Origin of the sequence: Sporosarcina sp. GW1-11, assembly GCF_033088395.1 — a bacterium.
GTDB lineage: Bacteria > Bacillota > Bacilli > Bacillales_A > Planococcaceae > Sporosarcina.
Genome location: NZ_JAPMIW010000004.1, coordinates 59,054 through 78,729 on the forward strand (window position 1 = coordinate 59,054; position 19,676 = coordinate 78,729).

The 19,676-nt window shown below is 40.0% G+C and carries 19 protein-coding genes and 1 other annotated feature; of the genes, 14 read left to right on the plus strand and 5 right to left on the minus strand.

Annotation, left to right across the window (positions count from 1 at the left end; translation table 11 throughout):
• Positions 1-196: 196 nt before the first annotated feature.
• Complete coding sequence (gene brnQ, locus ORD22_RS04335) at positions 197-1,558, plus strand: branched-chain amino acid transport system II carrier protein (protein ID WP_317644661.1); 1,362 nt, start codon at positions 197-199, stop codon at positions 1,556-1,558.
• A 14-nt stretch (positions 1,559-1,572) separates the two neighbouring features.
• On the opposite strand, the gene ORD22_RS04340 is transcribed toward brnQ, so the two are convergent.
• Complete coding sequence (locus ORD22_RS04340; RefSeq protein ID WP_317644662.1) at positions 1,573-2,241, minus strand: GntR family transcriptional regulator; 669 nt, start codon at positions 2,239-2,241, stop codon at positions 1,573-1,575.
• A 443-nt stretch (positions 2,242-2,684) separates the two neighbouring features.
• Here ORD22_RS04340 and ORD22_RS04345 point away from each other — a divergent pair, with 443 nt between their 5' ends.
• The 6 genes from ORD22_RS04345 (at position 2,685) to ORD22_RS04370 (ending at position 8,365) form a co-directional block, all read left to right on the plus strand.
• Positions 2,685-3,011: a DUF485 domain-containing protein gene (locus ORD22_RS04345; protein ID WP_317644663.1), complete on the plus strand. Its 327-nt coding sequence runs from the start codon at positions 2,685-2,687 to the stop codon at positions 3,009-3,011.
• 16 nt (positions 3,012-3,027) lie between these two features.
• On the plus strand, positions 3,028-4,575 hold the full coding sequence (locus ORD22_RS04350) for a solute symporter family protein (protein WP_317644664.1): 1,548 nt from the start codon (positions 3,028-3,030) through the stop codon (positions 4,573-4,575).
• A 159-nt stretch (positions 4,576-4,734) separates the two neighbouring features.
• On the plus strand, positions 4,735-6,660 hold the full coding sequence (locus ORD22_RS04355; protein ID WP_317644665.1) for a DUF294 nucleotidyltransferase-like domain-containing protein: 1,926 nt from the start codon (positions 4,735-4,737) through the stop codon (positions 6,658-6,660).
• Between the two features lie 69 nt (positions 6,661-6,729).
• The gene (locus tag ORD22_RS04360) at positions 6,730-7,395 is read left to right on the plus strand and encodes a 3'-5' exonuclease (protein ID WP_317644666.1); all 666 of its coding nucleotides are present in this window, start codon (positions 6,730-6,732) and stop codon (positions 7,393-7,395) included.
• Positions 7,396-7,502: 107 nt separating this feature from the next.
• Positions 7,503-7,640: a hypothetical protein gene (locus ORD22_RS04365; RefSeq protein ID WP_317644667.1), complete on the plus strand. Its 138-nt coding sequence runs from the start codon at positions 7,503-7,505 to the stop codon at positions 7,638-7,640.
• On the plus strand, positions 7,640-8,365 hold the full coding sequence (locus ORD22_RS04370) for an SDR family NAD(P)-dependent oxidoreductase (RefSeq protein WP_317644668.1): 726 nt from the start codon (positions 7,640-7,642) through the stop codon (positions 8,363-8,365). The genes ORD22_RS04365 and ORD22_RS04370 overlap by 1 nt, the downstream gene beginning before the upstream one ends.
• A 45-nt stretch (positions 8,366-8,410) precedes the next feature.
• Here ORD22_RS04370 and mnmM read toward each other — a convergent pair whose 3' ends face one another.
• Both mnmM and mnmL read right to left on the minus strand, forming a co-directional pair.
• The gene (gene mnmM, locus ORD22_RS04375) at positions 8,411-9,016 is read right to left on the minus strand and encodes a tRNA 5-(aminomethyl)-2-thiouridylate-methyltransferase MnmM (RefSeq protein ID WP_317644669.1); all 606 of its coding nucleotides are present in this window, start codon (positions 9,014-9,016) and stop codon (positions 8,411-8,413) included.
• Positions 9,013-9,972, minus strand: a complete 960-nt coding sequence (gene mnmL, locus ORD22_RS04380) for a tRNA modification radical SAM protein MnmL/YtqA (RefSeq protein ID WP_317644670.1) — start codon at positions 9,970-9,972, stop codon at positions 9,013-9,015. Before mnmL ends, mnmM begins: the two co-directional genes overlap by 4 nt.
• A 145-nt stretch (positions 9,973-10,117) precedes the next feature.
• Positions 10,118-10,334 (plus strand) — a binding site (T-box leader).
• 43 nt (positions 10,335-10,377) lie between these two features.
• Between mnmL and leuS the strand changes: the two genes are divergently transcribed.
• Positions 10,378-12,771 carry a leucine--tRNA ligase gene (leuS, locus tag ORD22_RS04385; protein WP_317644672.1) on the plus strand — a complete coding sequence of 798 codons (2,394 nt, stop codon included), beginning with the start codon at positions 10,378-10,380 and terminating at the stop codon, positions 12,769-12,771.
• Between the two features lie 62 nt (positions 12,772-12,833).
• Here leuS and ORD22_RS04390 read toward each other — a convergent pair whose 3' ends face one another.
• Positions 12,834-14,090, minus strand: a complete 1,257-nt coding sequence (locus tag ORD22_RS04390; RefSeq protein WP_317644673.1) for a BaiN/RdsA family NAD(P)/FAD-dependent oxidoreductase — start codon at positions 14,088-14,090, stop codon at positions 12,834-12,836.
• A gap of 135 nt (positions 14,091-14,225) precedes the next feature.
• On the opposite strand from ORD22_RS04390, the gene ORD22_RS04395 reads away from it, so the two are divergent.
• Both ORD22_RS04395 and ORD22_RS04400 read left to right on the plus strand, forming a co-directional pair.
• Positions 14,226-15,842 carry a putative polysaccharide biosynthesis protein gene (locus ORD22_RS04395; protein ID WP_317644674.1) on the plus strand — a complete coding sequence of 539 codons (1,617 nt, stop codon included), beginning with the start codon at positions 14,226-14,228 and terminating at the stop codon, positions 15,840-15,842.
• Positions 15,843-15,845: 3 nt separating this feature from the next.
• A complete protein-coding gene (locus ORD22_RS04400; protein ID WP_317644675.1) occupies positions 15,846-16,577 on the plus strand; it encodes a pseudouridine synthase in 732 nt (243 codons plus the stop codon).
• Positions 16,578-16,628: 51 nt separating this feature from the next.
• Here ORD22_RS04400 and ORD22_RS04405 read toward each other — a convergent pair whose 3' ends face one another.
• Positions 16,629-16,850: a DeoR family transcriptional regulator gene (locus ORD22_RS04405; protein ID WP_317644755.1), complete on the minus strand. Its 222-nt coding sequence runs from the start codon at positions 16,848-16,850 to the stop codon at positions 16,629-16,631.
• A gap of 313 nt (positions 16,851-17,163) precedes the next feature.
• On the opposite strand from ORD22_RS04405, the gene dat reads away from it, so the two are divergent.
• Genes dat through trmB form a run of 4 tightly spaced genes read left to right on the plus strand, consistent with a single transcriptional unit; the run spans position 17,164 to position 19,652 of the window.
• On the plus strand, positions 17,164-18,051 hold the full coding sequence (dat, locus tag ORD22_RS04410; RefSeq protein WP_317644676.1) for a D-amino-acid transaminase: 888 nt from the start codon (positions 17,164-17,166) through the stop codon (positions 18,049-18,051).
• The gene (locus ORD22_RS04415; protein ID WP_317644677.1) at positions 18,035-18,709 is read left to right on the plus strand and encodes a hypothetical protein; all 675 of its coding nucleotides are present in this window, start codon (positions 18,035-18,037) and stop codon (positions 18,707-18,709) included. Before dat ends, ORD22_RS04415 begins: the two co-directional genes overlap by 17 nt.
• Positions 18,693-18,971 (plus strand): hypothetical protein, encoded by a 279-nt coding sequence (locus ORD22_RS04420; protein WP_317644678.1) that lies wholly within the window; start codon positions 18,693-18,695, stop codon positions 18,969-18,971. Before ORD22_RS04415 ends, ORD22_RS04420 begins: the two co-directional genes overlap by 17 nt.
• Positions 18,972-19,004: 33 nt before the next feature.
• Entirely contained in the window at positions 19,005-19,652 is a 648-nt protein-coding gene (gene trmB / locus ORD22_RS04425; RefSeq protein ID WP_317644679.1) for a tRNA (guanosine(46)-N7)-methyltransferase TrmB, read from the plus strand.
• The last annotated feature ends 24 nt before the right edge of the window (positions 19,653-19,676 follow it).

The window sequence follows — 19,676 nt, forward strand, 5'->3', positions numbered from 1 at the left end:
TCCCCATTTAAGAGAAGGAACTTGAAAAGTACGAATGTGAATTGATATGAATGAATAGTCAGTAGGTTAGAAATAAAGCCAATAGTTAAATGATTTATAGACGTATTGATTTTCTAATTAGGTAAGCGTACTATGGGGATACGCAATATATTGCATACATAAAAACCTAGTTATTAGTAGGGGGATTTTGGGTCAAATGGAGAAGAAACTGTCATTTTCATCAAGTCTAGTTATAGGCGTTATGCTGTTCGCTTTATTTTTCGGTGCAGGTAATTTGATCTTCCCCGCAGAATTAGGGCAGCTCGGAGGAACTCATACCTGGAAGGCGATGTTAGGATTTTTGGTAACAGGTGTTGGATTACCCTTTCTAGGTATTTTAGCTATTGGATTTTCAGGAAAGAAAGATTTACAGGACTTAGCTAGTCAAATTCATCCTGTATATGCTGTTTTATTTACAGCAATCTTATATTTAACGATCGGTCCATTTTTTGCTGCACCACGAACAGGAGCAGTAGCTTTTGATATTGGAGTGGCGCCATTTTTAAATAGCTTCCCTGTCGATATAGCTAGGACTTTATTCACAGTGTTTTTCTTTGGTGTTAGCATGTGGTTATCATTGAATCCCGCGAAAATCGTTGATAGGGTCGGTAAATACTTATCACCCTTGATTATCATCCTATTAATCGGTTTAATTGCGATGACGCTTATTCATCCGATAGGGAAGATTCAAGCTCCACAAGAACCATATATAGAGACATCGTTCTTTGCAGGTTTTCTTGATGGATATAATACAATGGACGCGTTGGCTTCACTTGTATTTGGGATTATTGTGATTAACGCTTTACATGCAATGGGTATAAAGAGTAAAAAACAAATTTTGACGTCTACCGCCAAAACAGGATTTGTTGCAGCGGGGTTCTTGGCAATTATTTATTTAGGGATTGCTTATCTTGGCGCAACATCGGTAGAGTTATTTGGCTATTTAGACGGGGGAGGAGCCGTCCTTAGTCAGACCGCGTCACATTTTTTTGGCTCTATTGGACTTGTATTGCTCGGTGTAGTCATCATGCTAGCGTGTTTGACAACAGCAATCGGTTTACTTACAGCGTGTGGTGAATACTTCCATTCCATCATTCCGAGGATTAGTTACAAAGTATTCGTCGTTTTCTTTTCAATGTTTTGTTTATTTGTTGCAAATTTCGGGTTGGATAATATTATTAAGTTCTCACTTCCCGTACTCGTACTGCTTTATCCACTTGCGATGGTATTGATGTTATTGACATTCGCGGGGCCTTTATTCCTTCAATCTAGACTCGTCTATCAGACAGCGACCCTTACAGCATTTCTTGTTAGTTTTGTTGAAGCGCTTGTAAAGTTCTATTCATTGATCGAACAACAGATGCCGAATTGGTTGGCTTTCATTCAAGAATTGTATATAGACTTAATACCGTACTATGAGCAAGGAATTGGTTGGTTAATACCTGTACTACTCGTTACATTCATCACTGCACTTCCATCAGTACTATTCAATAAAAAAACAGGAAACGAATCGATTTGATTCGTTTCCTGTTTTCATGTATTTATTTTTTCTTGTGAATGAAATTCATCAATCGCCCGTAACCAATTCTCACGCATGACTTTCGTTACTTGCTCGCCATCACGTGCACTCATTAAATCGATAATTTGCTCATGTTCTACAATCGATTTTTCCGTCAAAATAATAGAGTTGTGGAAAAAGAGTCTACGTACATGTGCTTGCAGGGAGACGAGCAAAGAAGATATATACGAATTGTTAGCGGTATCCACGATAATTTGATGGAACTGCTCATCAATTTTCAACGCTTGGAAATAGTCTTCTTTTTCAACGGCTTGTGCAAAACGTTTATTTGTATCGCGGAGTTTCTTAAGTATATTATCAGTCAAATTAGGAATAGAAAGTTCTGCTGATAACGCTTGTAATGCAGCTAGCGGAGGCAATAGATCCGAAATGGATTCACGATCCACTTCCGTTACTTGCGTAGCTTTTCCCGGAAACATCTGAACAAAACCTTGAACTTCTAATAACTGAAGAGATTCACGAATTGGTGTTCGGCTAACACCAAGTGCTTCCGCAAGTTCTACATCATTCAATTTCTCGCCAGGCCGAAGTGTTCCATCAATAATCCACTTTTGCAATTGACTAAATGCATTTTCCTTCGCAGTCTTGCGGACAGGTTGTGCATGGTTAGTAGGTATAGGCAAAATATCACACCATCTTTCTCTAGTATAAGTCTATTTTACAAAGCATTTTAACATTAGCCGATATACAATATACTACATCTTTTTACTGTTATTGAACAGTAGTAATAAAAATAACCGAAAAACGAATTGTGATTATTCAGGTTTTTTAAAAATAAATTTATTGAATTTTAAATTGCTCTTGTAACTTTGGCTAGCATTTGTTAGATTTATGTTTGTACCAAGCGAGCTTTACTGCAGTATATAAAATTTTACAAATCTTCAAAAAGAATATTGCAATTATAGTGAACCTTTGGTATTGTTTACTTGTGTACTATAACAAAAGATTATCTCACTCCGCTGTGACATATTATCTATTTAACTCGACGTTGAAAGCGGTTGCAGAAGAAATGGAGGGATTTAGTAGCGGTTACACTAGTTATTTCAAATGGAAAGGGGATAAGTAAATGAGTAATCAAAAAACACGTGGAAAATCCACATTAGACTATGAAAGAATTGTGCAGACTGAAGACTTTAAAGCGCTAGTAAAGAGAAAGCAGACTTTTTCAAGACCTTATGTAGTATTTTTCTTTGCAGCATACTTTGCACTACCACTTTTAACAGGTTATACGAAAGTTCTTGAAGGACCTGCGATTGGTGCAATAAACTGGACTTGGATTTATGCATTTTCTATGTTCGTCATGGTATGGGTATTTACTTCCATTTATATGAATAAAGCAAAGCATTTTGATAAGGACGTAGATAAAATTATAGAGAAAAATGTTCTAAAGTAAAAAGGGGGTTTGGTTAATGAGTGCAATTTCTTACGTAATATTCTTCTCGGTAATCGCGTTAACGCTGTACATTACATACTGGGCAGCAAAGCAGACGACAACAGCAAGTGATTTCTATACAGCTGGTGGATCTTTGACTGGTTGGCAAAACGGTATGGCCATCGCTGGTGACTACTTATCAGCAGCGTCATTCCTAGGGATCGCAGGAGCGATTTCACTAAATGGATTTGATGGTTTCTACTATAGTGTTGGTTGGTTAACAGCCTATCTAGTTGTACTATTCTTAATCGCTGAACCACTACGTAACTTAGGTAAGTTTACGATGGCAGATATGATTGGTGCTCGTTTCGGCGCAAAGAAAGTGCGTGGAGCGGCAGCTTTGAACACAATTACCATCGTTATGTTCTACATGCTTGCACAATTAGTAGGTGCGGGTGCTCTTATTAAATTATTATTCGGTATTGAATATTGGATCGCGGTTCTAATCGTTGGAACGATGATGTTAATCTACGTTCTATTCGGTGGAATGACTGCAACGAGTTGGGTACAAATTATTAAAGCTGTTCTATTGATGGCTGGTACAATCATTATCTCTTTCTTAGTTCTACTAAAATTCAACTTCAACTTCATCGGTATGTTTGATGCAATGAAGACTGCGACTCCACATGGTGAAGCATTCCTTCAATCTGGAGTTGTTTATAAGGACACAGTCGGACTTATTTCAGTTTTGATCGCACTTGTTTTAGGTACTGCTGGTCTTCCACACATCTTAATGCGTTTCTTCACAGTTAAAGATGCGAAAACAGCACGTTCATCAGTAATTTATTCAGTATGGATTATCGGTATCTTCTACGTATTGACTATCTTCCTTGGATTTGGTGCAGCTAAATTCGTTGGTGTAGACGCAATCGTCGCAGAAAACGCGGCTGGAAACATGGCGGCACCTATGCTTGCCGGAGTTCTTGGTGGAGATGCACTTGAATCATTCGTAGCAGCTGTTGCTTTCGCTACAATCCTGGCAGTTGTTGCAGGTCTAGTACTTTCTGGTGCTTCTGCAATCGCTCACGATATTTACGGACAAATCTTCAAAAACGGTAAAGTAACAGAGAAGCAACAAGTAAATGCAGCACGTTGGGCATCTATTTCAATTGGTGTATTCTCTATCCTTCTAGCTTTAGGTTCTGAGAAACTAAACGTAGCGTTCCTAGTATCACTTGCATTCTGTGTTGCTGCATCCGCTAACGTTCCGACAATTCTTTTAACAATCTATTGGAAGAAATTTAACACAACAGGCGCTGTAGCTTCGATGCTTACAGGTTTGATCGTTGCACTAGTACTAGTAGCAATCAGCCCAAGTGTTATGAATCCAGTTGAAGGTGCTACTCTAATCACTGGTAACCCAATTTTCCCTTATGCTAACCCAGCCATAGTTTCCGTACCAGCAGGTTTCCTTGCTGCTTGGATCGGTACACTTGTTGGGGCGAAGCGTCCGGAAAAAGACGAGATTGCGTATGCAGAAGTTCGCTTCAAAGCAGAAACTGGATACAAAGAGCTTGAAAACTAATCTTTTCTAATATTCAACTAACGCTCCCCCTTCTACTAGTTAATTAGAAGAGGGAGTTGTTTTTGTTGAATGAGCCTTTGCGATAATAAAGTATGAAGTACGAGAATGTATCCGTGATTGCGAATATGATTTGCTGAATGTAAAAAAGGAGGTTTTGGAATGCCGCAGACGATAAAAGAACGTGAGTTGTATGAAAGAATCCATAAAAACCCTTTATTCGTTAATACGACAGAAGAAGAGTTCAATACATTATTAACATCCTGTAAATTAAAGTTTTATGACAAGGCTGAGAAGTCTAATTACTTTAAAAAGCCTGAAGAAGGTTTAGTGCTTGTTTTGCAAGGATCAGCAGAAGTGTTAATAGAAGGGCAGGATGGAAGTTCCGTCATGCTTGAAGTGATACAAGAAAATGAATTTATTGGGTTCTCTAACTTTGCTTATTATTTAGGTGAAATGTCTAGACCGCTTGATAAGCATCATATTGATATGGAAGTCGCGGAAAACTCAATCTGTCTCCAAATTCCTTATGAAGTGATTAAAAAGCGAATGGAATATCAAAGTGTACGTGACTTCGTATTGCGCAAAATGTCCTCACGTTTATCAAATGTTTATACATCTTTAGGCGAACAAGTTCGCTTAGCGGATGAATATGGAGAGAGCGAGCCGTATGTTCGACGTGTACAAGACTTTATGAACAGTCCGGTAATCACGATTCACGCAGAGGCGAAGACAAAAGAAATTGCAGAGTTGATGATTGATAGTTCCGTCAGTTCTATCGTTGTGACAGATCAGTCGGGAAAACTAGTTGGTATTGTTACAGAAAAAGATTTAGTGGAACGAGTAATTGCCGGTGGAGGTTCACCTACAACACTACTTGCAAAGGATATAATGACAAAAAATCCGCATACCGCAAAAGTAACAGATTACTATTATGAAGCGTTAACAAAGTTTTATAAGCATGGAATCAAGCATTTACCTGTAGTCAAAGCAGGAAAGCCCGTAGGTATCGTAACGTTTGCTACGTTAATGACGAAACGTGATCGGAATTCCATGAGTATTTTAAAGACGATCGAAGAAGCTTCATTTGAAAAATTGCCTGTTGTTAAAGCAGCAATTTACGATGTGTTGTCTAACTTGATTCAAGATGAAATTTCAACAATTCATACATTAGAAATCATAACGAAGTTCTATGACCGTCTAGCTAAACATTGTGTCATGCTTGCTGTGCAGTCTATGGAAGAAAAGGGGCTAGTGGCACCTGTGCCGTTTGCTTGGTATCAAATGGGAAGTGGCGCTAGAGGTGAGCAGTTTATGCTTACCGATCAAGATCATTTCCTCGTCTATGAAGATGTGCCGGTAGCTCAGGCGAAGGAAGTGGAACGATATTTCAAACTTCTTGGCAATGAGATTGTTGTACATTTGGAGAAAGCAGGGTATACGAGATGTTTAGGTTTTATGATGGCTAGCGAATCTCAGTGGCGAGGCACGATGGTTGAGTGGCAAGAGCGACTTCGTCAATGGGCATTGCAGTCCACGCCTGAACAAATTTTACTTGGCTATAACTTCTTATCCTTCCGTTTCTTATACGGTGAATCGTCGGTTAATGATCAATTTGTTGAAATGGTAAATAGTCAATTACAAAAATCAGCGACATTCATCTATTATATGGCGCAGCAGGAGAAAGAGAAGCCGATTCCACAACTACAGCAAAACTTCTTAACCATCTTTAGAGGCCGCAGTAAAGCAGATGTCATTGATATTAAAAAGCATGCCTTATTCCCGTTGCATCATTGTTTGCAAATATTAGGGGTGAACAGTGGGATCATCAATGCGACTCCTCTAGAAATTATTTCTGCATTACAGAAAAAGAAGAAAATCACAAAAGACTTCGCTGATGAAATACGTCATGCCTATGAAGTTTCATTGAGTATCCGTATTTCTATGTCATGGGAAAAACATTTACGAAATGAATCGATTTCTACAGAAATTGATTTGCGAAAGCTTAGACGTTGGGAATTGAATGAGTTACGTACTACGCTAGATACAGTCCGAGCGCTTCAATCCCATTTGCTATCTAAATTATAAGATAGTATATTCGTAGGTCCCAGTACAAATTTTATGTGTATTCACAGTAGAAAGAGAGGGAGCAATAGCATGTTCTGGAAAAAGAAAAAATTAACTTATGAGCTTCAGCAATCACTTCAGTTGAATACGCCACTGCAAGATATAAGCTTTACTGTTTTTGATACAGAAACTACTGGGTTTGCTATTGGGGCGAATGATCGAATGATTGAAATTGGTGCCGTACAAGTGGAAGGATTCGATGTGACAGATCGTGTATTTCAAACCTTTGTCAATCCTTCAAGAGAGATTCCGCCTGTCATTAGCAAACTGACTACTATAAAGCAATCACAAGTCGATACAGCACCTATGCCTTTGCATGCGATCGAGGAGTATTTTGCATTCATTGAAAAAAACAAAAGCGGGGGCTGGGTAGGGCATCACGTAAGCTTTGATGAAATGGTCATCAAAAAGGAATTAGCGAGGCAGAAATGTACGTTTGAAATGCCGACATCATTTGATACGATGCATTTGATTCGCTATCTAGATCCGACGGGTGAACAGCAAGATTTAGAAGACTATGCAAAGTTGTTTGGTACAGAGGTTTTTGAGCGCCATCGTGCGTTAGGGGATGCTTTAACAACTGCTCATGTGTTTACTGCATTATTAAAGAAGCTCGATCGTCAAGGTGTGAAAACACTGGCAGATTTATTGCGAATTAAAAATGGTGGCGCACATAAATTCGCACCTCTAACCTAATCCATACGAAGCGGCTCGTTATTCAGATGGTCTGAAATAGCGGGCTGTTTTTCTATTATGCTATAGTAGGTGTTGTAGCCGAAGTAACTTGTAAGGGACGTGAATGAATGAATAAACGTCAGACGATTTTGTTGATCATCATTTGTATTGCCATCGCTATTTATTGTTGGATCTTGTTTTTTGAACTACCTGATAAGATAGTGCAAGGTCGATTAGTAGAATACATAGAGGGAGGTAAAATATAGTGGAAGTAGTCATCATCACAGGTGCGTCAAAAGGGATTGGTCAACAACTGTATAAGCAATTCATTGAAGCGGGCGCGGTTGTGTATGGTTTTGCAAGAACCAATCCTGACGAGTTAGAACGCATGGAGAAAGTAGATATTACAGACTATAAACATGCAGCACATACGTTGCAAGAGATTTTAGATCACTATAAAGAAGAAGCGACATCTTTTACATTAATTAATAATGCGGGTGTTATCGATCCAATCAGTTTAGTAGGTGCACTGGATTCGTTAGAAGTTGAACAAGCGATGAAAGTGAATTTGACTGCACCTATTCATCTAATCAATACGTTCATCGAGGCATTAGGATCCTATCGAGGGACGAAGAAGATTTTGAATATCTCGTCAGGTGCAGGTCGTCATCCGTATGAAGGGTGGAGCATTTATTGCACAACAAAAGCAGGGCTCGATCACTTCTCTAGAGTCGTTGCAGAAGAACAAAAAAATGCACAACACCCGGTAGGTATTGTCTCTATTGCACCTGGTATCATTGATACGGGTATGCAAGAGACGATTCGATCAGCTTCAAACAAACAATTCCCACACTTGCAGAAGTTTATCTCCTATAAGAAAGAGGGGCTACTTAGCACGCCCGAAGATACTGCTAGTAACATCCTGCGATTTGTTCGAGAGACGGATTTTATGAAGACAGAGACTATTGCGGATATTCGTCATATAGAGTAAAAGGGAATGCCGCTGAAACTTGTATTGTCAAGTTTCAGCGGCATGTTATGATTCTTCATCGACTTTACGAACTTCTGTAAAATCTTTCATTTTCTCTAGCCCAATCAAAAATGGAGGATTGCGACGCTGATTTAATAATTCATAGCGAATGGCATGTACATCACCTTGATGAAGTGTTCGTACATAGGCGAGCAAGGCATCACGTTCTTCGCTTCCGCCTTCATGTCCATCATAGACGGTTATAGTAATAATGCCGGATTTCTTTAAAAGCCCTAATAACGCATCGAGTGCCGCAATAGTTGAAGAGGGTCTTGTAATGATGCTTTGATCATCACTATATGGCAAATACCCTAGGTTGAACATTGCGCCACCAATTTCTTCCGTTACATATTGCCGGACATTTGCATGACTATCTAAAACTAACGAAGCGCGGTCCGCTAAACTTCCAAGATGTGCATGCGTTGTTTCAAGTGCTTTTTGCTGTATATCGAATGCTACGACACGGCCATTTTCACCAACTAATTCTGCAAGAAAAAGCGTGTCATTTCCATTGCCTGCTGTCGCGTCTACTACTGTTTCGCCAGGCAGCACTCGTTCTGAAATGAGTCGCTTCGCAATCGGTAGAACACGATGCAAGATAATGTTTGTCAATTCATCGTCACCTCTTGTAAATACTTTTTTCCTTGCCAACTATTGCGTCGTTCAAGTTCCATGTCAATGCCGTTTAATACTTCCCATTTCGTTACACTCCACATCGGTCCGATCAATAAATCAATCGGGCCATCTCCTGTAATGCGGTGCACAATCATTTCTGGTGGCATTATTTCTAATTGATCCACGACGAGATGAATATACGCATCTTTCGTTAGGAATTCTAGTTTTCCTTTTTCGTATTGCTTCACCATTGGTGTGCCTTTAAGTAAATGAAGTAAATGAATTTTAATCCCTTGCACATCTAACTTCGCTACAGCTTGTGCGGTTTCCATCATCATCTCTTCTGTTTCACCAGGTAAACCATTGATGATGTGACTGCAAATGCGAATCCCGTGTTTACGTAGTTTGTCGACACCTTCTTTATAACAATCAAAATCATGTGCACGATTGACTAGTTTTGCTGTGGATTCGTGGACAGTTTGTAAACCAAGTTCCACCCATAAATAGGTACGTTCATTAAGCTCAGCTAAATATTCAACAACATCGTCTGGTAAACAATCAGGTCGTGTAGCAATTGATAACGCAACGACACCTTCTTGGGCTAAGGCTGCTTCAAACTTTTCCTTAAGTACAGGAAGAGGGGCATGCGTATTCGTATACGCTTGGAAATAAGCCATGTATTTTGCGTCTTTCCATTTTCTCTGGGAACGTTCTTTGATTTCAGCGAATTGTACTTCGATGGCATCGACTCGGTCACCAGCAAAATCACCAGAACCCGCTACGCTACAAAACGTGCAGCCACCATGTGCAACTGTGCCGTCACGATTCGGACAGTCAAAACCTGCGTCCAGTGCGACTTTCGCTATTTTACAACCGAATGTATCTTTTAAATGACGTGACCATGTATGGTACCGTTTCCCTTCACTCGGAAACGGAAAAATTATTTGTTCCATTATGTACAGCTCCTTTACAACAGACATTGTACCACGGATTATGACAATACATCACCTACCAATCAAGAGTACTTCAGGATTCCGACAAAATGCCACATAAGAAGACTTGTATTCGCTCCGTGTTTCGGGTAAACTGAAGAAAATATTGAAGGCTTTGAATAGGAATAGTACTTCTATCGCTACTTTTAGAGAGCAGACGGTTAGTGCAAGTCTGTAGTAGTGAAGAACGAACTCGCCTAGGAGCCTGTATTAGTGAATGTTTGTAACTAATACCGTGATCCGCGTTAAGGAATCAAGTTGGACGGCGCAATCCGTCAATTTGGGTGGTACCGCGGGAAACTATATTGACTCTCGTCCCTTACAAAGGGACGAGAGTCTTTTTATTTGAATTGGAGGAATTTTCAGATGAGTTATCAACACACGGAAATTGAGAAAAAATGGCAACAGTATTGGGAAAAAAACAACACGTATAAAATGATTGACGATCCATCCAAACCGAAGTTCTATGCACTAGATATGTTCCCGTATCCGTCAGGCGCAGGTTTGCACGTTGGACATCCACTTGGTTATATCGCCACGGATATTTTGAGTGCATTTAAACGTAAACAAGGCTATAACGTTCTTCACCCAATGGGATGGGATGCGTTCGGACTGCCTGCTGAGCAGTATGCAATCGACACAGGTAACGACCCGGCTGAATTCACAGCGAAAAACATCGCTACATTCAAGCGTCAAATGAAAGATCTTGGATTTTCTTATGACTGGGATCGTGAAGTGAATACGACAGATCCGAGCTATTATAAGTGGACACAATGGATATTCATTCAGTTGTATAACAAAGGGCTTGCGTATATTGATGAGGTAGCGGTTAACTGGTGTCCTGCTTTAGGAACTGTACTGGCCAATGAAGAAGTAATCGATGGTTTGTCTGAGCGTGGAAATCACCCTGTAGAACGTCGTCCGATGCGTCAGTGGGTCTTGCGAATTACGGAATATGCGGATCGCTTACTCGAAGACTTAGATGATTTGGATTGGCCAGAAAGTTTAAAAGATATGCAACGTAACTGGATTGGTCGCTCTGAAGGAGCACAATTGAAGTTTGAAATCGCAGATACTGAGTATTCATTTGAAGCGTTCACGACGCGTCCAGACACAATATTTGGTGCAACTTATGCAGTATTGGCACCTGAGCTTAAATTGGTCGACAAGATTACGACAGAAGCGCAGCGTGAAGCCGTAAATGCTTATATCGATGCTGTGAAATCTAAGAGTGATTTAGAGCGTACCGATTTGGCAAAAGATAAAACAGGTGTATTCACTGGTGCGTATGCAATCAACCCTGCCAGTGGCGAGAAAATGCCAATTTGGATTGCGGACTATGTTTTAGCGACTTACGGTACTGGTGCGATCATGGCGGTTCCTGCGCATGATGAGCGTGACTATGAATTCGCGAAGACGTTTGATTTGCCAATTATTGAAGTGGTAGCAGGTGGCAATATTGAAGAAGAAGCTTATGCAGGTGAAGGAGAGCATGTGAACTCCGACTTCTTAAATGGTTTAGGTAAAGAAGAAGCGATTGAAGAACAAGGTTTGGGTGAACGTAAAATTACGTATCGTTTACGTGACTGGTTATTCTCCCGTCAGCGTTATTGGGGTGAGCCGATTCCTGTTATTCATTGGGAAGATGGAACGATGACAACTGTCGATGAATCCGAATTGCCATTGATGCTTCCTGTAACGGATAATATTAAGCCTAGTGGAACAGGTGAGTCACCACTTGCGAATATTACAGAATGGATCAATGTAGTAGATCCAAAAACAGGTATGAAAGGTCGTCGTGAAACGAACACGATGCCACAATGGGCGGGAAGCTGTTGGTATTATATACGCTATATCGATCCAAAAAATGATGAGCAGTTGATAGATCCGGAACTAGCGAAGCGCTGGTTGCCTGTTGATATATATGTTGGAGGAGCGGAACACGCGGTTCTACATTTATTGTATGCACGATTCTGGCATAAAGTATTGTACGATATTGGTGTCGTACAAACGAAAGAGCCATTCCAGAAGTTATTCAACCAAGGAATGATTCTAGGGGAAGGACATGTTAAAATGTCTAAGTCTCTAGGTAATGTTATCAATCCGGACGATATTGTTCATTCGCATGGTGCGGATACATTGCGTATTTATGAAATGTTCATGGGGCCACTTGATGCTTCTAAAGAATGGTCAACAAACGGCTTGGATGGTTCCCGTCGATTCCTAGACCGTGTATGGCGTTTACTAGTCAATGAAGATGATACATTGACAGATAAATTGACGGATGAAACTGGCGGTCCATTGGAGAAAGTTTATAACCAGACAGTGAAGAAGGTTACCGAAGATTTCGAAGCTATGCGTAATAATACAGCGATTTCTCAACTAATGGTGTTCATCAATGAATGCTATAAAGCGGAGAAGTTACCGAAAGCGTATATCGAAGGATTCGTATTATTAATTTCACCAATCACACCTCACTTGTCTGAAGAACTTTGGGAGAAGCTTGGACATAAAGAGACGATTGCTTACGAGCAGTGGCCGACATATGATGAAACGAAATTATTCGATGATACAGTAGAAGTGGCTGTTCAGATCAATGGTAAGATTCGCGCGAAAATCACGGTGGCGAAAGATTGTTCGAAAGAAGAGTTGGAACAAACGGCTCTTGCGAACGAAGATGTGAAGCAGTGGACGGAAGGTAAGGAATTGAAGAAAATTATTGCGATTCCCGGCCGTTTAGTAAACATTGTTGCAGGCTAAATAAAATGAAAGCCGACTAGAGAAAATACATTCTCTGGCCGGCTTCTTTTATGATGTGATGGTTATTCAACTAAACCTGCATTCATTCCAGCTAATCTTCCAGTTACCAATGCTGACGTTATATTATACCCACCTGTATAGCCATGAATGTCAAGGATTTCTCCGCAGAAGAACAAACCATTCTTTTTACGTGATGCCATCGTTTTTGGCTCGATTTCTTTTACGGATACACCGCCACCTGTCACAAAGGCTTTTTCTATAGGTTGCGTACCCGTGACGTGAACAGGGAATGTCTTAAGTAACTGCGCGAGTCTGCGTATCGCTTCACGTGAAATTTCCGCACCGATATCAGTTTCGTTAATCTCTGCTTTCTTCAATAAGAACAATAACCAACGTTCGGGAACGAGACCTTTCAAGGAAGTCTTCACTTGTTTTTTAGACTCATCTTTAAGAATCTTCGCTATCGTTTGTGTTAGCTGTTCCTCGTGCTGATTAGGTATGGAATCGATTTGCATGAGCACAGGTTGTTTACCGTTTTTCATTTGCTCTTTAACGACAAATTGACTGCATCGTAAAATGGCAGGGCCACTCAGACCAAAGTGAGTAAACAACATGTCCATTTGGTGCGTAACAAGTGTTTTCCCTTTTTTATTGAGTACGGAAACTTTTACATCGCGTAAGGCGAGACCTTGTAATTCTTTTGAGACGATAAATGGTTCGCGCGATAACAACGGAACTTCTGTTGGATAGAGTGTTGTCACGGTATGGCCTGCACGTTCTGCCCAAGGGTAACCGTCTCCTGTACTACCCGTCTGAGGGACTGCTTTGCCACCTACCGCTACGACAACGGCATGTGCACGAAATTCTTCACCATCATCCATTCGCACACCTAGAATTTTTTCGTCATCCATTAGTAATTTTTGTACGCGGCTATCTAAACGAATGTCTACACCGAGCATGTCCAGTTGGTGGAGTAGTGCATTGACAACATCTTTCGCGTTGTTTGAAACCGGGAACATTCGTCCATGATCTTCTTCTTTTAATGGAACACCTAAGCCTTCGAAATAGTCGATAATATCTTGATTATTGAAGACGGAAAACGGTCCGTATAGAAATTTACCGTTTCCGGGGATATGCTTAATAATTTCTTCTTGAGAGAGTCTGTTAGTCACATTACAACGACCTCCACCAGAAATTGCTAGTTTATTACCAAGTTTACGTCCTTTTTCAAGCAATAACACGCGCTTGTTTTGTTCGGCTGCGGCAATGGAAGCCATTAAACCAGAAGGTCCTCCACCGATCACGATTACATCATACATGCTAGAACCACGCTTTCATTCGTTTTGATTTTCATTATACCACCAAGTGGCTGGTGGATTCAGTTAAAGATTGTGAAAAGCTGCGTCGAGAGGTAAACTATACAAGTATCTCTATAGAAATGGAAGGAATCAATTATGGCATCGAATCTAATTAAAGGAACAGCCATTTTAACGATTGGTCTGTTTTTATCAAAAGCACTTGGTTTACTTTATGTTATTCCTTTTTATGCGATTGTAGGAGAGAAGAGTGTAGGTCTCTATCAATATGCATACATACCTTATAATTTAGCATTGGCAGTGGCTGTTTCGGGTGCACCGCTAGCAATTTCGAAATTTGTTTCGAAATATAACGCACTCGGAGATTATGCGACCGGTCGGAAATTGATGAAGTCCGGAATGCTTGTCATGTCGTTGACTGGTTTCCTATCATTTCTAGCCTTATTTTTCCTAGCAGACCCGATTGCGGGACTAGTTATTAAAGATGATGAGCAAATCTTTACTGTACAAGATATCGCTACAGTTATACGTTGGGTCAGTTTCGCCTTGTTAGCTGTTCCTTTACTAAGTATCGGACGTGGCTTTTTACAAGGATATCAAAAATTTGAACCGACATCTGTTTCTCAATTAATTGAACAAATTGTACGGATTATCGTTGTATTAGTTGGAGCATATGTCGTAGTTAATGTACTAGATTTATCTCCACGAATTGCCGTTCAATTTGCGGTGTTTGCTGCGTTTATTGGAGCGCTTGCGGGACTTTGGAGTTTGTATTACTACTGGAAGAAGTATCAAGATGAATTTGATTATTTATTATCGAATAGCCCACCTGCAAGTTCGGTGTCACTACGTCAAATGTATACCGAAGTATTTGCTTATGTATTACCGTTTGTTTTAGTCGGTACGATTAATCCGCTTTATCAATTTGTAGATATGGTGACGTTCAATGGTGCGATGAAATCTATCGGCTTGGCTAGTGTGTCAGATTTATATTTGACGAAGTTGAACTTTTTGACACATAAAGTCGTAATGATTCCCGTGATGGTGGCAACTGGTTTTTCAATGGCACTTATTTCGATTATTACGAAAGACTATACGACGAATAACCAAAAGGGTGTTACGCGTTCACTTGATCAGACGTATCAAATTATGCTGTTCTTGACTATACCTATGGTTAGTGGCTTGATCGTTCTAAACACGGAAGTCTATCAATTTTTATATGAATACGATGTAGCGGGAGCTAGTGTCCTGGCATCCTATGCACCGGTTGCTATTTTGTTTGCAATGTTTACGGTAACGGCTGCAATTTTACAAGGCATCGATCATCATAAATGGATCGTCTTCACGTCATTGCTTGGCTTATTAGTTAAAATGGTTATTAACATTCCGCTTATCACAATGTTTGAGACGAATGGTGCCATCTTAGCAACAGCGATTGGTTATTCCGTAGCTGTGTCGATAAACTTACTCGTAATTAAGAAGGCGCTAAACTATAAGTCCGAAATGGTGATCAGACGTTTGTTCATGATTTTGGCTTTCAATGCAGTCATGTTTGCTGGGGTTTGGTTGACGAATAAAGGGCTGAATATGCTGCATATACCAGTCGGTCGTTGGCAGGCATTGCTATATGTTATGCTTGGCGCATTTGTAGGTACGGTTATTTACGGTTTATTAGCTTTCAAATCAGGATTGGCACAACAATTATTCGGAGATCGTCTAACTAGAATTGCACGACGCTTCGGCTTGGGAGGGTAACAAATGAGACTTGATAAATTATTATCCAATACAGGCTACGGTTCACGAAAAGAAGTACGTCAGTTATTGAAAAAAGGAATGATCCGCGTGAATGGTGCAGTGGCGAAAGACCCTGCGCTACACGTCGATCCTGAATCAGATGCAATATCCTTATTGGGCGAAGAAGTCATCTATAGACAATTCATCTATTTAATGATGCATAAACCGCCTGGCGTATTATCCGCAACGGAAGATAATCGGGATCGGACGGTAGTGGATTTGCTTGGAAGTGAAGAGAGACATTTCGAGCCATTTCCAGTCGGTCGATTGGATAAGGATACGGAAGGGTTATTGCTTTTGACGAATGACGGAAAACTAGCACATAATTTATTGTCACCTAAAAAAGAAGTACCAAAAACGTATTTCGCAAAAGTGGCGGGGCGTGTAACGGAAGAAGATGCAGAGGCGTTTTCTCGGGGTGTGATTTTGGATGATGCTTATGAAACGAAGCCTGGTATTTTGAATATTTTACAGTCTGGTGAGATTTCGGAAATCGAATTGACGATTACGGAAGGAAAGTTCCATCAAGTGAAGCGGATGTTTGAAGCGGTAGGCAAGAAAGTGATTTATCTGAAGCGCTTGACGATGGGCCCGCTCGTGTTGGACGAGGATTTGCGTTTAGGAGAGTATCGGGAGCTGACAGAAGAGGAATTGCAAGCGTTATTGAAGCTTGACAGTTCCAAGCAAAAAGGCTGATGCAAAAGCGTCAGCCTTTTTGCTTTAAAAATTTTTCTATAAGAAGCATGATCAGGAAGGTAATTTCACTTTCTTGGAAGTCGTTATCCATTCGCCACGGACTGAGTTCTTAATCAATTCATTGTACTCTAAGACGTTAAGATCACGCTGAGCCGTTCGTGAAGAAATGTTAAATTCCTCCGCCACGTCCTCTGTCGTCACTTTGCCGTTATCTCGAATGAATAGATAGACATCTTTGATACGAATTAACATGCGATCGGTAGCTGGGTTCATCGAAGAAACCACTCCTTCATCTTCATATTTTGACACCAACATTGCAAAAGAAGACTGCTGGGGTATTCTCTGAAATTACCTTTCCTAATCCGCTCCTTTTAAATAAGTTATGCCAGAATAGTGAGTTAATTGTTCTGACAATAGTAGTATAACTTATTTTTTGATAAAGAGCACATATTTTCGCTTTATTCTTCACTATCTGCTAAAAAAATAGTTTTGCTTTATTTTATTGTATAAACATGTGAAAATAGAAATAGAGGAAACTAGCAGTACAAATTGCTAGATGTTTCGTATCAGAAGAGGTGACAGATATATGATCTATTTTAAAAATGGAGAATTTCTAGAAGAACAACAGATGAATCTATCTGTGAACGACCGCGGCTATGCATTTGGCGATGGTGTTTATGAAGTGATAAAAGTGTATGATGGTGTACTTTATACGGCGCAAGAACATTTAGAGCGTTTAATTGAAAGTGCAGAGAAGATTCGTATGCCTTTACCTTATACGATTGAGCAGCTGACAAACATTGCGCAAAAATTATTGACAGAAAACCAGTTGTCAGTCGGTCATATATATCTACAAGTGACACGTGGTGTAGCACCGCGCGCCCATCAATTTCCTGAGAGTGATATACCACCGGTGATAATTGGCTATACAGTAGTTAACCCACGTCCTGTTGAACATCTAAAAATGGGTACAGCGATGAAGTCTGTAGAGGATATGCGTTGGCTTCGCTGTGATATTAAAAGCTTGAATTTATTAGGTAATGTATTAGCGAAACAAGAAGCGATAGAACATTCTTGTCAAGAAGCCTTATTTGTACGTGATGGGTTGGTTCGTGAAGGCTCCGCTTCCAATGTATTTGGCATTAAGGACGGTATACTACATACACATCCCGCGAATAATTTTATTTTAAATGGCATTACGCGTCGTGTCGTTTTGCAAATAGCTAAAGATTTAGCTATTCCAGTAGTGGAAAAAGAATTTACGTTGGCTGAAGCACTAGCTATGGATGAGTTTTTCTTCACCTCTACTAATGCCGAAATTACTCCTGTCATAACAATTGATGGAAAACAGATAGGAGAAGGTGTGCCAGGTCCGCTAACTCGAAAGTTGCAAAGTGCATTTGATGGGCAGATTCCTATGTTGGTTTCGGCTGGTAATGCTAAGGAAAGAGAATCAAATGGCACAGCTAGTTAAGTTAGTCGATTACATCTCTCGTTATGAGAACGACTTAACACGATACCCTACACAATTCATCCGTTTGAAACGTTATCAATGGAAGCGTGTAAAAAACCAGTGGGAGCATGGTTTTGACCTGTATGCGGAGCAAACGACAATGGAGCCAGAGAATCCAAAAGGAAATAGTAAGTGGTTTTCCATGTTATTTACTAAATGGCGTAAATCTAGGCAACAAGACGATGAGGAATTATCAATTGATGATGGGGAAGAACTAGAAGATGATTTAGGTTTTGAGGCGTCACTTACTGGAAGACATGCAAGTGTAGAACAACTGAAAAAAGCGTATACCGATCAATTATTTCAGTTTCAATTAAAGTGGGCGAGTTCAACGTTATATGACCGATCACGCGTCGATGCAAAGTTCTTCACTGACACGCTATTAAAACAGTTCACACTTCGTTTACCAGATAGTTTTTTGCTGTTTTATTATCCAATTGTCAAAGTGAATAAAGCGCCTGTTGAATTAGATATTGTTCTTCTTGCTCCAACTATGTGCTACTGCATTACGGTTCTTGAAGATGAACGGATGGCGGCTTATATCGGAAGTGGCGATAGAATCCGAAGTGAAGGTACTAAATCCAACGATTGCACTGAGTCGGATGGAGAAAGTCGTTAATTCCTTTTTCAAAGCGGCAAAAGTAGATATGCCAATTAAGAAATTAATCATTTCGAGAAATGGCTATATTGATTATCCGGGTACACCATATGAGATTACAACGATTGACAAAAAAAATTATAATGACTGGTTGGAAAAACTTAGCGGTAATCCAAGTCCGATGAAACATACGCAATTTAAGGCAGCACAAGCTATTTTAGACCATACACAAACAACCGCAATGAGTCGATTATTTGATGCGGAAGAGTCTGTAGACGAATAAAATAATTTAAAGATAAAGAGAGAGTGTACTAATATGCGTTTACGAAACAAACCATGGGCAAAGGATTTCATGGCAGAACATCCTGACATGTTAATAGTGAATCCAGAAGATAAAAAAGGTCTATGGGCAAAAGAATTTGGAAATGATGCACCGATCCATATTGAAGTAGGAACAGGTAAAGGTCAATTTGTCATTGGGATGGCGCTTGCTAACCCGTCCGTTAACTACATTGGTATCGAACATTTCGATAATGTTATAGTCTCTGCTTTAGAGAAAGCAATTGAATCGGAAAAGCCAGCTAATCTTCGACTGTTACGTTTTAACGGTGAAAATTTGGAGTCGGTTTTTGCGGAAGAAGAGATTGAACGAGTCTATTTGAACTTCTCTGATCCATGGCCCAAATCGCGTCATGAAAAACGTCGGCTGACACATGCAAGATTTTTAAAAAAGTATGAAGGTATTTTGAAGCCGGGCGGAGAAATTCATTTTAAGACAGATAATCGATCACTTTTCGAATATTCACTTATATCATTGACTAATTATGGCATGAAATTATTGTCGGTTTCGTTAGACTTACATGCGAATATGCCAGAAGATAATGTGTTAACAGAGTATGAAGAAAAGTTCTCAAGCAAAGGACAACCAATTTATCGACTTGAGGCGCAGTATCAAGCGAAGTAAGTATTTTCCTACCAATGAGAATTT

What these genes read in the sequence shown, in the direction of transcription:
- ORD22_RS04420 (WP_317644678.1), top strand. Translation starts at nt 18,693, where the DNA reads ATGGAGAAAGTCGTTAATTCCTTTTTCAAAGCGGCAAAAGTAGATATG.
- ORD22_RS04350 (WP_317644664.1), top strand. Translation starts at nt 3,028, where the DNA reads ATGAGTGCAATTTCTTACGTAATATTCTTCTCGGTAATCGCGTTAACG.
- ORD22_RS04415 (WP_317644677.1), top strand. Translation starts at nt 18,035, where the DNA reads ATGGCACAGCTAGTTAAGTTAGTCGATTACATCTCTCGTTATGAGAAC.
- ORD22_RS04400 (WP_317644675.1), top strand. Translation starts at nt 15,846, where the DNA reads ATGAGACTTGATAAATTATTATCCAATACAGGCTACGGTTCACGAAAA.
- ORD22_RS04345 (WP_317644663.1), top strand. Translation starts at nt 2,685, where the DNA reads ATGAGTAATCAAAAAACACGTGGAAAATCCACATTAGACTATGAAAGA.
- brnQ (WP_317644661.1), top strand. Translation starts at nt 197, where the DNA reads ATGGAGAAGAAACTGTCATTTTCATCAAGTCTAGTTATAGGCGTTATG.
- ORD22_RS04395 (WP_317644674.1), top strand. Translation starts at nt 14,226, where the DNA reads ATGGCATCGAATCTAATTAAAGGAACAGCCATTTTAACGATTGGTCTG.
- dat (WP_317644676.1), top strand. Translation starts at nt 17,164, where the DNA reads ATGATCTATTTTAAAAATGGAGAATTTCTAGAAGAACAACAGATGAAT.
- ORD22_RS04365 (WP_317644667.1), top strand. Translation starts at nt 7,503, where the DNA reads ATGAATAAACGTCAGACGATTTTGTTGATCATCATTTGTATTGCCATC.
- ORD22_RS04355 (WP_317644665.1), top strand. Translation starts at nt 4,735, where the DNA reads ATGCCGCAGACGATAAAAGAACGTGAGTTGTATGAAAGAATCCATAAA.
- mnmL (WP_317644670.1), bottom strand. Translation starts at nt 9,972, where the DNA reads ATGGAACAAATAATTTTTCCGTTTCCGAGTGAAGGGAAACGGTACCAT.
- ORD22_RS04360 (WP_317644666.1), top strand. Translation starts at nt 6,730, where the DNA reads ATGTTCTGGAAAAAGAAAAAATTAACTTATGAGCTTCAGCAATCACTT.
- leuS (WP_317644672.1), top strand. Translation starts at nt 10,378, where the DNA reads ATGAGTTATCAACACACGGAAATTGAGAAAAAATGGCAACAGTATTGG.
- ORD22_RS04405 (WP_317644755.1), bottom strand. Translation starts at nt 16,850, where the DNA reads ATGAACCCAGCTACCGATCGCATGTTAATTCGTATCAAAGATGTCTAT.
- ORD22_RS04390 (WP_317644673.1), bottom strand. Translation starts at nt 14,090, where the DNA reads ATGTATGATGTAATCGTGATCGGTGGAGGACCTTCTGGTTTAATGGCT.
- trmB (WP_317644679.1), top strand. Translation starts at nt 19,005, where the DNA reads ATGCGTTTACGAAACAAACCATGGGCAAAGGATTTCATGGCAGAACAT.